The organism is Thalassovita sp. (assembly GCF_034670005.1).
Classification (GTDB): domain Bacteria; phylum Pseudomonadota; class Alphaproteobacteria; order Rhodobacterales; family Rhodobacteraceae; genus Thalassobius.
This window is the reverse complement of record NZ_JAXMOH010000002.1, coordinates 241,669-253,919: the sequence shown is the minus strand read 5'-3', so window position 1 is coordinate 253,919 and position 12,251 is coordinate 241,669. Positions and strand designations below refer to the sequence as shown.

The 12,251-nt window shown below is 56.4% G+C and carries 11 protein-coding genes; 5 read left to right on the top strand and 6 right to left on the bottom strand.

The window, feature by feature from the left end:
- Positions 1-106 precede the first annotated feature (106 nt).
- On the top strand, positions 107-874 hold the full coding sequence (gene rpsB / locus VOI23_RS05130; protein ID WP_323782511.1) for a 30S ribosomal protein S2: 768 nt from the start codon (positions 107-109) through the stop codon (positions 872-874).
- Between the two features lie 80 nt (positions 875-954).
- Positions 955-1,830, top strand: a complete 876-nt coding sequence (gene tsf, locus VOI23_RS05125) for a translation elongation factor Ts (protein ID WP_323782507.1) — start codon at positions 955-957, stop codon at positions 1,828-1,830.
- Positions 1,831-2,315: 485 nt separating this feature from the next.
- On the opposite strand, the gene VOI23_RS05120 is transcribed toward tsf, so the two are convergent.
- Positions 2,316-3,101 carry a helix-turn-helix transcriptional regulator gene (locus VOI23_RS05120; RefSeq protein WP_416376505.1) on the bottom strand — a complete coding sequence of 262 codons (786 nt, stop codon included), beginning with the start codon at positions 3,099-3,101 and terminating at the stop codon, positions 2,316-2,318.
- Between the two features lie 581 nt (positions 3,102-3,682).
- On the opposite strand from VOI23_RS05120, the gene pcaF reads away from it, so the two are divergent.
- Positions 3,683-4,888 (top strand): 3-oxoadipyl-CoA thiolase, encoded by a 1,206-nt coding sequence (gene pcaF / locus VOI23_RS05115; RefSeq protein WP_323782504.1) that lies wholly within the window; start codon positions 3,683-3,685, stop codon positions 4,886-4,888.
- 245 nt (positions 4,889-5,133) lie between these two features.
- Here pcaF and VOI23_RS05110 read toward each other — a convergent pair whose 3' ends face one another.
- Positions 5,134-5,787 (bottom strand): response regulator transcription factor, encoded by a 654-nt coding sequence (locus VOI23_RS05110; RefSeq protein ID WP_323782501.1) that lies wholly within the window; start codon positions 5,785-5,787, stop codon positions 5,134-5,136.
- A complete protein-coding gene (locus VOI23_RS05105; RefSeq protein ID WP_323782499.1) occupies positions 5,784-7,946 on the bottom strand; it encodes a sensor histidine kinase in 2,163 nt (720 codons plus the stop codon). The genes VOI23_RS05110 and VOI23_RS05105 overlap by 4 nt, the downstream gene beginning before the upstream one ends.
- A 167-nt stretch (positions 7,947-8,113) precedes the next feature.
- Between VOI23_RS05105 and VOI23_RS05100 the strand changes: the two genes are divergently transcribed.
- Positions 8,114-8,473 (top strand): hypothetical protein, encoded by a 360-nt coding sequence (locus VOI23_RS05100; protein WP_323782496.1) that lies wholly within the window; start codon positions 8,114-8,116, stop codon positions 8,471-8,473.
- A gap of 48 nt (positions 8,474-8,521) precedes the next feature.
- Here VOI23_RS05100 and VOI23_RS05095 read toward each other — a convergent pair whose 3' ends face one another.
- The gene (locus VOI23_RS05095) at positions 8,522-9,742 is read right to left on the bottom strand and encodes an acyl-CoA dehydrogenase (RefSeq protein ID WP_323782493.1); all 1,221 of its coding nucleotides are present in this window, start codon (positions 9,740-9,742) and stop codon (positions 8,522-8,524) included.
- 103 nt (positions 9,743-9,845) lie between these two features.
- Here VOI23_RS05095 and VOI23_RS05090 point away from each other — a divergent pair, with 103 nt between their 5' ends.
- Complete coding sequence (locus VOI23_RS05090) at positions 9,846-10,757, top strand: LysR family transcriptional regulator (RefSeq protein WP_323782490.1); 912 nt, start codon at positions 9,846-9,848, stop codon at positions 10,755-10,757.
- A 64-nt stretch (positions 10,758-10,821) separates the two neighbouring features.
- On the opposite strand, the gene phoB is transcribed toward VOI23_RS05090, so the two are convergent.
- Together phoB and phoU are read right to left on the bottom strand one after the other, a co-directional pair.
- Positions 10,822-11,511, bottom strand: coding sequence for a phosphate regulon transcriptional regulator PhoB (gene phoB, locus VOI23_RS05085; protein WP_323782487.1), 690 nt, complete (start codon positions 11,509-11,511; stop codon positions 10,822-10,824).
- A gap of 3 nt (positions 11,512-11,514) precedes the next feature.
- Positions 11,515-12,231, bottom strand: a complete 717-nt coding sequence (phoU, locus tag VOI23_RS05080; protein WP_323783690.1) for a phosphate signaling complex protein PhoU — start codon at positions 12,229-12,231, stop codon at positions 11,515-11,517.
- Positions 12,232-12,251: the final 20 nt, after the last annotated feature.

Sequence of the window (12,251 nt, the reverse complement as noted above, 5' to 3'; positions counted from 1 at the left end):
TTCACAGGCGGGGTTGGGCCTGGCAGGGAGAAATCCTGTACAGGTCCGCCGGTTGGGCAAATGCCCTGAATACCCCGCTTAGGCCAAACCGGAAAGGAATATGGACATGGCTCTTCCTGAATTCACCATGCGTCAGCTGCTGGAAGCTGGCGTACACTTCGGTCACCAGACCCAACGTTGGAACCCCCGTATGGGCGAGTTTATTTATGGCTCGCGCAACGGCATCCACATCATGGACCTGACACAGACGGTCCCGATGCTGGATCAGGCTCTGAAAGTGATCCGCGACACCGTTGCCAAAGGCGGCCGGGTTCTGTTCGTCGGTACCAAGCGTCAGGCGTCCACGCCGGTTGCTGAAGCCGCCGAGAAATGCGCCCAGTATTACATGAACCACCGTTGGCTGGGCGGCACCCTGACCAACTGGCAGACCGTTTCGCAGTCGATCAACCGTCTGAAGTCGATCGACGAGCAACTGGAAACAGGCGCAGAAGGCCTGACCAAGAAAGAGCGTCTGAACATGGATCGCGACCAGCAGAAGCTGCAGGCTTCGCTGGGCGGTATTCGTGACATGGGCGGCGTTCCGGACCTGCTGTTCGTCATCGACGTCAAGAAAGAAGCGCTGGCGATTGCCGAAGCCAACAAGCTGGGAATCCCGGTTGTGGCCGTGGTCGACACCAACTGTTCGCCCGATGGCATCGATTACATCATCCCCGGCAACGACGACGCTTCGCGCGCGATCACTCTGTATTGCGATCTGGCCAGCCGCGCCGCACTGGACGGTATGACCGCCCAGATGGAAGGCGCTGGTGTCGATCTGGGCGCGCTGGAAGCCGCCCCGGTGGAAGAAGCCGCTGAAGAAGCCGCCGAAGCGTAAGGCTTCGTCACAAATCTGATACCGGGTGCGGGCTATGCCGCACTCGGACCTTCAATATCTATTCCGAGGAGAGCCAAACGATGGCGATCACAGCTGTACAGGTTAAAGAGCTGCGCGACACTACCGGCGCGGGCATGATGGATGCGAAAAAAGCGCTGACCGAAACCGATGGCGACATGGAAGCCGCAATCGACTGGCTGCGCACCAAAGGTTTGGCCAAAGCTGCCAAGAAATCGGGCCGTACTGCCGCCGAAGGGTTGGTCGCTGTGGCCGTTGCCGACGGTAAGGGTGTTGCGATTGAAGTGAACTCGGAAACCGATTTCGTTGCCAAGAATGCCGAATTCCAGTCAATGGTCAGCGGTATCGCTGGCGTGGCTCTGAATGCTGCTGATATCGATGCGTTGAAAGCGGCAGATCTGGGCGGCAAAACGGTTGGCGACACCATCACCGACAAGATCGCTACTATCGGCGAAAACATGGGGCTGCGCCGCATGGCTTCGGTCGAAGGTGCCTGCGTGGTGTCCTATGTCCACAATGCTGTCGCGGACAGCATGGGCAAGATCGGCGTTCTGGTTGCGCTGTCGGCTGACAATGAAGCGTTCGGCAAGCAGGTCGCGATGCATATCGCCGCTGCGAACCCCGCCGCTCTGGGCGAAGCAGACCTGGACCCCGCCATCGTTGAAAAAGAGCGCGGTATTCAGATCGATATCGCACGTGAATCGGGTAAGCCCGAGCAGGTGATCGAAAAGATGATCGTTGGCCGGATGAAGAAATTCATCGCAGAAAGCACTCTTCTGGGGCAGGCATTTGTGGTGAACCCGGATCTGACCGTGGCCGATGCCGCCAAAGAAGCTGGCGTTGAAATCATCGGTTTCGTGCGCTTGGAAGTGGGTGAAGGCATCGAAAAGAAAGAAGAAGATTTCGCCGCTGAAGTCGCCAAGGCTGCCCAGGGCTGATTTCGATCAGAAATGAAATTGGAAAGACGCCTCGCTTTTGCGGGGCGTTTTTTTATGTCATGACAAGGTGAAATGGGCAGTCCCCTCAGGATGCGCCTTGTACGAAAAGCATCAATTTTGAAGGTCTAAAAAAAAATCGGAGCGGCGGCGTTTGTGACGCCTCCGCTCCGACAATTTGAACGCACCCCATTACGATTGGGGATGAGCAAGGGCGCGCCCAGTGCTGACCTGCCAGCCGAAAATATTGGCGGCAAGCCAGCGTCCGGGAATACCGGTCGAAAAGAAGGGCCTGAAATCACAAGGTTTCTTATCGAAAGTTCCAAGGCTAAAGCCACCACTCACGGAACGCTGTCAGAGTGCCCGGGAGCGGCCATTCAAGAAAGTATGGGATTCCCTACCTTTTAGACTTAATCGTCGAAATCTACTTGAAAACACTTAATAAAACTAACCAGTCGGACGGTTTTTATCCGTAGGTTTGCAGATTGTCAGGCTTCAATGACAAACATCTGGTTCTGCAAAGCGGCTTTCAATACCGCCTGCGCCGTGGTTTCCACGTTCAACGCATCGCGCGCCAACCGGAGATGTTTTTCCACCGTGGCAGGTGTCAGACCCATCAACAGGGCGATGTCCTGCGTGGTTTTACCGTCGCCTACCCATTCCAAGGCTTCTTTCTGCCTCTTGGTCAGGCCGCGGCCGGGAACCGACTGGGGCAGGGTCATGATCTTCAGATGCGCGATATTGTTCATGACGATGATTTCTTCGCCATGTTTGGCCCAAACTTCATCAATTTCGTCCTGGCTGATATTGGCCCTTGCGGTCAGTGCAATCGCCCCTTTGGCACGCGGCGAGATGGATTTGAAACTGATCGAATAGCCCGCCAAAACGTTCATTGAGACGTTGAATTCAATCACTTTTCTTTCGCTTTGGGTCAGTGTGCCACTGTCCATCATCTTGCGCAGGATGTTCCAGCTGCAAGCGCCTTCGTTTTCTAATACCCATTTCACCATTGGGGCGTGGAAATATAGCTGCTGCCCCATGAAGATATCAGTGTAAGCCGGATCGTGATTGGTCAGGATGACGAAATCTTCGGGGTCACCCAACGAAGTGGTGGTGCGGTAGCGGGTGAATCCATAAAGCAAGCGGTCAAAGCCGTAAATTGCCATTCGCTTGACATGCATATCCCAAAGTTCTTCGATGCTTTGCGCATTCGTTATCGCCTTAAGATATTCGCTATTGCTCATATTGCCCACGTCTTCCAGAAATCCGCGCATTGATGGCGTGAATCCTGTCTCCTCCTACCAGCATACTTATAATGAATCTTACCTGTGCGATTGGCTCAGTGTCGAGAGCCAGCTTTGCTTTACGAAGAAATGCGTGAAATTGTTGTATCTTTGTTGAGAGTTGAGGAGTGTGTTGTAAGTTTATGTTAATAATTGGCAATCCACTTTGGAGGCAGGATGGGAGCACCCGTTGTGGCGGACTAATGAGCGCGTCATCAGGCGCCAATCCGTGTTGACGCTTGACCCGTATGAACTGACAACCGGAGTGCCAGACCTTATGTTGTGGTGCCCCGTGACGAAGCTAAACTGGTCCCGCTGAATTGTTCGCAATGTGAACACCATAGATCAGCATGAGAACAAATATCATTATTTGAGCAAAATATCTGGGAGCAACCGAGCGCATATCCTATTCATTGCGTCAGAGGGATGGAGGCTATTAGTAATCGGTCATTTCGGCTTGATCCGGTGGTAAATCGGTCCTCAAACTTCGCCAACGGCCTGCGATCCCAAACAAACGCGCCTGCAAGACGGAAAGGCGCAGTAACCAAAATGAATGTATTGGAGCTGACCTGATGAAAGACGCCTATATTTGCGATTATGTTCGTACTCCTATTGGCCGTTTCGGAGGTGCCTTGGCGGCCGTCCGGCCTGACGATCTGGGGGCGGTCCCGCTTAGGGCGCTGGCCGAACGAAATCCGGGTATGGATTTAGCCGAGATTGACGATGTCATTTACGGCTGCGCCAATCAGGCCGGTGAAGACAACCGAAATGTGGCTCGTATGTGCTTGTTATTGGCTGGCTTTCCGGAATCTGTTCCGGGGACAACAATGAACCGTCTATGCGGCTCTGGCATGGATGCAGTGATCGCGGCCGCACGTGCCATCAAGGCGGGCGAAGCCGATCTGATCATCGCTGGTGGGGTTGAAAGCATGTCGCGCGCACCATTTGTTATGCCCAAGGCGGAAACGGCCTTTTCCCGCGCGAATGCAGTCTTCGATACCACCATTGGGTGGCGCTTCATCAACCCGTTGATGAAGGCACAATATGGTGTCGAGTCGATGCCAGAAACCGCAGAGAATGTAGTTGAAGACTTCGGTATAAGCCGCGAAGATCAGGACCTTTTTGCAGTTCGCTCGCAACAGAAAGCGGGTAGGGCGCAAGACAATGGTAGGCTGGCCCGGGAAATCACTCCGGTATCCATTCCGCAGCGCAAAGGCGATCCCATCATTGTCGATACTGATGAGCATCCGCGGCCATCCACAACGTTGGAGGCATTGGCCAAATTGCGCGCACCGTTCCGTGAAGGGGGTTCCGTCACGGCGGGCAATGCCAGCGGTGTCAATGATGGCGCGGCGGCGTTGATCATTGCCAGCAAGGAAGCTGCTGAAAAACATGGGCTTACGCCGATTGCAAAGGTTTCGGGCGGCGCTATGGCCGGTGTTCCGCCACGGATCATGGGCTTTGGACCGGCGCCTGCATCGAAGAAGTTGATGGCGCGTTTGCAGTTGAACCAAAGCGATTTCGACGTGATCGAACTGAACGAAGCCTTTGCCAGCCAAGGCCTGGCAACGCTGCGCGATCTGGGAATTGCCGATGACGACCCGCGGGTTAACCCGAACGGCGGTGCGATTTCCCTCGGGCATCCTTTGGGCATGTCGGGCGCGCGTCTTACCGGGACGGCGGCGCTGGAACTGAAACTCAATGGTGGCAAACGGGCATTGGCAACGATGTGTATTGGCGTGGGCCAGGGCATCGCGATTGCGCTGGAAGCGGTCTGAAATTGACTTTCTTGCTGAACCGGGCTTTGTTCGGTTCAGCAATTTCGATATTAAAGTATGATCTAAGTAATTGTTAAAAGTTATAAAATTCATTTTCAGGCATATCTTCGTATTGTAAATATTTACCATAATACCGATTATGCGAAATATGTATGAGGTGAACGCCGTCCTGATCAAACCAAGTTCCATTGCGTTTGATAGCGACCGCTCCTTGTCGTTGCGGTGTTGTCATACTGCACTGAAACTCACCTGCCCGACTTTTGGGGTGTGACCAGCCCCATACGGGCCGCATGCCAGGCGGCTTCGGCGCGCGACGATATTCCCAGTTTGCGGTAGATCGTTTTTATGTGGCTCGCCACCGTACCTTCGGCGATATCCAGATCTTCGGCGACTTCGATATTGCGCAAGCCCCGCCCGATCAGCGCCAGCACTTCTTTTTCGCGCGAACTGAGTTCGTCTTCGGGATCGGCTGCTGGGCCAGTATAACGGAAATGGTCCATGATGCGGCGCGCGATTGATGGCGTCAGCGCTGGAATACCCTGCGCCAGCTGGCGCAATTGCTGTACCAGCAGCTCCTCGGGTTGTTCTTTCAACAAATATCCGTCTGCCCCGGCAGAAAGCGCGGCGACGATATGGGAATCTTCGCCCATGACAGTGGTGATGATACAGGCGGCTTTGGGCTGTACCAAACGCAGATTTCGCAGCACGTCGAGCCCCGAACCGTCCGGCAGGCCAAGATCGATCATCGCCAGATCGAAATCCTTGCTTGCCACCGCCGAAATCCCGGCCCGCATATTGCGGGCTTCGCTGATGGTGCTGCCGGGAAAGGCTGTGCTGGCAATTTCGCCCAGCCAGCGCCGGGTTTCGGCGATATCTTCGACGATCAGTATCTCTTTCATACCGGTCCACCCGTGTTGGCAAGTGGCAGCCGCGCCATGATCCGGGTGCCGTCTGGTGAGGAAAAGATTTCAAAGCGACCGTCAAGGTTCTCGATCCGCGCCTGCATGTTGGTGACACCGTTGCCCGCATGTTGGCCGGTCGGATCGAAGCCTGCCCCGTCATCGCTGATCGAGAGAGCCACCACGTCGCGGTCACGGGACACGGAAATGGTCACTTGGCTGGCTTGGGAATGGCGGATTGCATTGCTGATCGCTTCGCGCAGGACTGAACGGAACGCATGGACAGATCCGGGTGACAGGGTTGCAGCCTCGTCCCCGGAAAACTGCCATTGCAGTGCGATATCCGCATTATGCAATCGGTCGACAGTTTCCGCCCTGAGATCGGCCAGAACCTCTTGCAATGACAAACCGGTATGCGACAGATTGTTGATGATGTCGCGCAGATCGGCCAGGCTTTCCCGGATCATGCCATCCTTGCGGTCGGGATTTCGGCTGTGCAGCGCGCCCAGCAATTGCGCGCCAATATTGTCATGCATGTCGCGCGCAATGCGGCTGCGTTCCTCGGCGACGCCCTGTTCGAAAGCCTGACGGCTTTCACAGGCATGGGTCAGCATTGATATCAACTCGCCAGCCAGATCAAGATCGCGCTGGCTGAACAGTTTGCGGCCCTTATTGGCATATTCCAGCCGCAACGCGGGAATATTGCCAATGGCCGGAACAATCATTCCGAGCCCTTCCTTTTCTATGCCTGGCCGGTCGCATGTACCGGCGGGATGTATGTGAAGCGGATTATAGGTTTGCGCCAGCAGATCTTGCCAACGGGCGGTCTGGCTTTTACCGGGGGGTGTCAGTGCGATATCGACGACATGGGGGAACAAGGCTTGTTGGTTGCGATCCGTGTTTGACATGAAATGGCGCCATAGACTGTCACGGAAAGGAAGATAGAACAGCGCCACCAGCACAAAGGCCAGACTGAAGGCGGGAACATCTTCGACCGATACGATAAGCACCAAGGCGACGTCCAGCAACACGATCAGAAGGATACCGCCCATATAGAACAGGATACGGAAGGCCCATTCTTCCAGATCGAACAGCCGGTAACGGGATACGCCGAGTGCCACGCCGACATAGATGATCAGGAAATAGAGGAATGAATAGCCCTGCGATTGTAACCGCCCTGCCCCGAACAGTTGGGGTATGATCGAGGTCAGTACGAACAGGCCCGCACCGATCAGAACCGACAGGCCGAGCCAGCGTAAAATCGCACGGGCGCGCGGGTCGCTGCGGGTTTTCCAAAATTGCAGCAGTACGCAGATGGCGATCATCGCCATTGCCAATGTGATTGGTAAATGCCGGGCAAGCGGCGGACCATCGAGCAGCCGGAACCAGTCTGCAACAACCCAAAGCGCCAAAATCAACGACGGTAAAAACGCAAATACCGTCCTGACCATCCGATACGGGTAGCTTAGGAACAGGCCGATCATACCGGCACCGAAGGTCAACGCACCGATGTGGTTCAGGCTCGACAGAACCGAAAATACCGCTTCGGGCAAGGCGAGCTCGCGGGTGCTGTAGATCGCCGCAGAGGTTGCGGAAATCATCAGGCCGAAGCCCGCCAGCGCGAAGAAAATGGCCGACAATTCCGCACGTTTCAGGCTCCAGACCCAGGCGGCGATCAGAAATCCGGTAACGCCCACGACAAGCTGTACCCAGAACACCAGAGGCAGATCGGAAAAGGCGCGCCGCGCTGAAACGCCTATCTCGACATCGGTTCGGACTGTGTCGTCAATTTCCAGATCGGCGTAGACGGTTGGTCGGGATAAGACGTTATGCAGCCGACCCTGTCGGCGAAAAAAGCTGTCCATGCTTTCAAACGTATCAAAGGAATCGGGTTCTTCGATTATGTCGGTCGCGACCAACGGTATTTTTTCCCCACCCTGTACCGACCCAATAGCAAAGAGCCGGCTACCGGCAGGCAAGGACCCGTTTGGGCCATAAGGAACGGTTGACCGAATTATCAACCGGTCTGACGGTGAAGACGTCAGGCTGACCCCCATCCAAGGCTGCTGCAACGCGAAATAGATCGCGGCCGCCACGCCGATCACCGCGATCAACAGGGCGAATACCAAAGTCAGCGCTGGGGTTATCGGTGCTTTCAAACCATTCCCTTTGTGTTCGTATACCGCTGCAATCTTAGCGTTTCGCTGGTCCTCTAGCTCTACCCCGAACGGGGGATATGACAATGCTTTTTGTCGCGCATTCTTGATGGTTCCGGGATGATTTGAACCCGGTTGATTGAAATATGGCGGGGAATATCAGGTATCTCATGGGAAAACGAAGCAAAACGCTGACAGCAATGTCACTGGTGACGGGGCTGTTGGCGGCCTGTTCAGGCGATTTGGTGACCGGGGGGGAACTGATCCGTCCGGGGGAACCAACCGGAATTATCGAAGTGGTCAACGACACGTCGACATCATTTGTGGCGGTACTGATATCGGCTTGCGATGTGGGCAGCTACGGTCTCAACCGCCTGCCCCGCGGTCGTTCAATTCCGCCGGGAGGAAGCTATGTGTTCAAAGTTTCGGCAGGCTGTTGGGATGTCGATGCCGGGGATGGTCGCGGCGAAGCGCGCAAACGCATGCAAGTACCGGCTGGTGGCGGTGTCAGCTATCACGTCACCGGTTGAGGAAAGGACCAGAAAGGGCGCGGGCCGAACCCGCGCCCCCTGCCCTGATCAGAAAAACGCCTGTAAACCGGTTTGCGCCCGCCCCAGGATCAGCGCGTGCACATCGTGCGCGCCTTCATAGGTGTTGACGGTTTCCAGATTGACCATGTGGCGGATGACGCCGAATTCCAGACTAATGCCGTTGCCGCCATGCATGTCACGGGACATCCGGGCGATATCCAGACATTTGCCGCAATTGTTGCGCTTGACGATGCTGATCATCTCGGGCGCAGCTTCGGCGCGATCCATCAAACGGCCCACCTGCAAGGACGCCTGCAGGCCCAGAGCAATTTCTGTCTGCATGTCGGCCAGTTTTTTCTGATACAATTGCGTCTGTGCCAGAGGACGCTTGAACTGATGCCGGTCCAGCCCGTATTGCCGCGCTGCGTGCCAGCAGAATTCTGCCGCCCCCAAAACACCCCAGCTGATGCCATAGCGCGCCCGGTTCAGGCAGCCGAACGGGCCTTTCAGCCCTTCGACATGCGGCAGCAACGCGTCTTCACCGACTTCCACGTTATCCAGTACGATTTCCCCGGTGATCGAGGCGCGCAGGCTCATCTTGTTCTGGATCTTCGGCGCCGACAGCCCCTTCATGCCCTTTTCCAGCACGAAGCCACGAATCTTGCCACCATGGGCGTCGGACTTGGCCCAGACCACGAAGACATCGGCGATCGGACTGTTGGAAATCCACATTTTCGACCCGTTGAGAACGTAACCGCCATCGGTCTTGGTGGCACGGGTTTTCATTCCGCCCGGATCAGACCCCGCATCCGGTTCGGTCAGGCCGAAACAGCCGATCCATTCGCCGCTGGACAGTTTCGGCAGGTATTTCTGCCGCTGTTCTTCGCTGCCATAGGCATAGATCGGATACATCACCAAGCTCGATTGCACTGACATCATCGACCGGTAGCCGCTATCGACCCGCTCGACCTCTCGCGCGACCAGACCGTAGGATACGTACCCTGCCCCGATGCCACCGTATTCCTCTGGCACCGTTACGCCCAGCAGCCCCATTTCGCCCATTTCACGGAAAATTTCGGGATCGGTCTGCTCTTCCGCAAAGGCTTTCAGAACCCGGGGCTGCAGCTTTTCCTGACAATAGGCGTGGGCGCTGTCACGGATCATGCGTTCATCTTCGCTCAACTGATCGTTCAGTTTGAACGGATCAGCCCAGTCGAAGGCGTTTAGATCCGGGGCGTCTTTAGCGCGCAGGGACGGACGGTCAGTCATATTGAAGCCTCGTTTATGAGTATTGCTTGATATAAATCCGATACTAAGTCATCTGATATACAGAAAATAGCGATTTATTCGCATCAACATATGAGCAAAAGGAATGAATGCGGTGCAGAGACGATTGCTCCCTTCGATTGCATCGCTGCGCGCGCTGGAAGCGCTGGACCGGTTGGGCAGCGCCACAGCGGCGGCAGAAGAACTGAACCAGACGCAAAGCGCGGTCAGCCGCCAGTTGCAGGCGCTGGAGGCGCAACTGGGCACGTCACTGATCGTCCGCGAACGCAAAACCATGCGCCTGACCCCGGCAGCCGAGGAATACACCGCAACGATCCGGGGCGCGTTGCAGACGATTGCGCAGGCGTCGCTGAAAGTGCAGGTCAACCCGAGGGGGGGCAGCCTGAACCTGGCAATCCTGCCGACTTTCGGGATGCGCTGGCTGGTACCCCGCCTGCCCGACTTTGCAGCCCGTCATCCAGACGTCACGATCAACATGGCAACCCGTTTGAAACCGTTCGATTTCGCGCAGGAAGCTTTCGATGCGGCGATCCATTTCGGCACTGCCGAATGGCCGGGAACCGCGCATCTGAAACTGAAGCCGGAAAACATGCTGCCGGTCTGTGCGCCCCAGGTCCTGAACAATGTCACTGTTGCCCATCCCCGCGATCTGATGGATTTGCCGCTACTGCATATTGAAACCCGCCCCACGGCCTGGTCGCAGTGGTTCGACAGCTATGGTGTGTCGGCGGCCAACATTTCCGGAACCACCTTCGATCAGTTTTCAACAATCCTACAGGCGGCGATTCATGGGCTGGGGGTCGCTCTGTTGCCTGATTATCTGGTACAGCAGGACCTGAAAGACGGCCGGTTAGTGGTTGCCTATGGCGGTGCAACGCGGCCCTTGGGTGCCTATTTTCTGGTCTGGCCACTGGAACGGGCCGAAGACCGATCCCTCGGTCTTTTCCGGTCTTGGCTGGAAACGCAGGCCGAGGACGAAGACACCCTGCCCCGCTAATGTGCGGAACAGGGTGCTATTTCGATCTGGTCCACTGTCCATCCGATGACCGGAAATACTGCGCTCAACCCAAAGCATAGCCGGCGCCACGTACCGTGCGCAGCGGGTCTTCGCCGCCATGAACGGTCAAGGCTTTGCGCAACCGGCCAATATGGACATCGACCGTGCGGGTGTCGACATAGATATCGCGGCCCCAAACTCGGTCCAGCAACTGTTCGCGGCTCCAGACCCGGCCCGGTTTTTCCATGAAGGTCGACAGCAGCCGGAATTCGGTCGGTCCCAGCTTCAACGCTTCGCCGCTGCGGGTCACCCGGTGGGTTTCGGCATCCAGAAGGATGTCTTCGTATTCCAGCCTCTCGCCCACCGTCGCTGGACGGGTCCGGCGCAGTTGCGCCCGCACCCGGGCCATCAGTTCGACCAGCGAATAGGGTTTGACCATATAGTCATCGGCCCCGGTTTCCAGCCCGCGCACCTTGTCCACTTCTTCGGACCGGGCCGACAGCATGATGATCGGAACGCCGCGGGTTTCCGACCGGGTTTTCAGCCGGCGGCAGACCTCGATCCCCGATACGTTGGGCAGCATCCAGTCCAGCACGATGATGTCGGGGTTTTCCTCGTCTACCATGATAAGCGCTTCTTCGCCGTTTTCGGCCTTGGCAACACGAAAGCCTTCGGCTTCGAGGTTATAGGCCAGCACTTCGCGTTGTGCCGGTTCGTCTTCGACCACCAGCACCGTGGGCTGCGATGTCGACATGGGTCAGACCTTTCCGAGTTGCGGATCTACCGAGGTCTGATCGCCTTTCGGGCGACCCGCCTCGGGAACTTCGCCCTTGACCAGATAGATCACCTGCTCGGCGATCGAGGTGACGTGATCCCCCATCCGTTCGGTATTCTTGGCGATGAAATGCAGGTGCATACAGGCGGTGATGTTGCGCGGGTCTTCCATCATGAAGGTCAGGAATTCGCGGAACAACGCATTATACATCTGATCGACGTCCTGGTCGCGCTGGATCACATCCATCGCCAGTTCCGCATCGCGCTGAATATAAGCGTCCAGCGCATCTTTGAGCATCAGTTGCACTTCGCGCGCCATCCGGCGCAGTGCGGATTGCGATCCGTTGATCGGGGTCATCTGCACCAGAACGCCGGTCCGCTTGGCCATGTTCTTCGCGTAATCGCCGATCCGTTCCAGATTTCCGGCGATCTTCATCACGCTGAGGATCACCCGCAAATCAGATGCCGTCGGTGCACGCAAAGCGATCACCCGGGCGGTGTTTTCGTTGATCAGGGTTTCCAGGTCGTCGATGGCCTTGTCGCTGTTACGCACTTTCTCGGCCAGTTCCTCGTCGCGTTCTTCCAGTGATTGCGACGCTTTCAGGATTGCTTCCTCGACCAGCCCACCCATTTTCATGATCTGGGCCTGGATCGCTTCCAGATCGCGGTCAAAGGATTTGACGATATGGGTTTCGCTCATTGCACTTTCATCGGTCATGA

Bases quoted from the DNA above. Each gene is read 5' to 3' on its own strand.
- pcaF (WP_323782504.1), top strand. From the start codon at position 3,683: ATGAAAGACGCCTATATTTGCGATTATGTTCGTACTCCTATTGGCCGT.
- phoB (WP_323782487.1), bottom strand. From the start codon at position 11,511: ATGTCGACATCGCAGCCCACGGTGCTGGTGGTCGAAGACGAACCGGCA.
- phoU (WP_323783690.1), bottom strand. From the start codon at position 12,231: ATGAGCGAAACCCATATCGTCAAATCCTTTGACCGCGATCTGGAAGCG.
- VOI23_RS05095 (WP_323782493.1), bottom strand. From the start codon at position 9,742: ATGACTGACCGTCCGTCCCTGCGCGCTAAAGACGCCCCGGATCTAAAC.
- VOI23_RS05100 (WP_323782496.1), top strand. From the start codon at position 8,114: ATGGGAAAACGAAGCAAAACGCTGACAGCAATGTCACTGGTGACGGGG.
- VOI23_RS05110 (WP_323782501.1), bottom strand. From the start codon at position 5,787: ATGAAAGAGATACTGATCGTCGAAGATATCGCCGAAACCCGGCGCTGG.
- VOI23_RS05090 (WP_323782490.1), top strand. From the start codon at position 9,846: ATGAATGCGGTGCAGAGACGATTGCTCCCTTCGATTGCATCGCTGCGC.
- VOI23_RS05120 (WP_416376505.1), bottom strand. From the start codon at position 3,101: ATGCGCGGATTTCTGGAAGACGTGGGCAATATGAGCAATAGCGAATAT.
- tsf (WP_323782507.1), top strand. From the start codon at position 955: ATGGCGATCACAGCTGTACAGGTTAAAGAGCTGCGCGACACTACCGGC.
- rpsB (WP_323782511.1), top strand. From the start codon at position 107: ATGGCTCTTCCTGAATTCACCATGCGTCAGCTGCTGGAAGCTGGCGTA.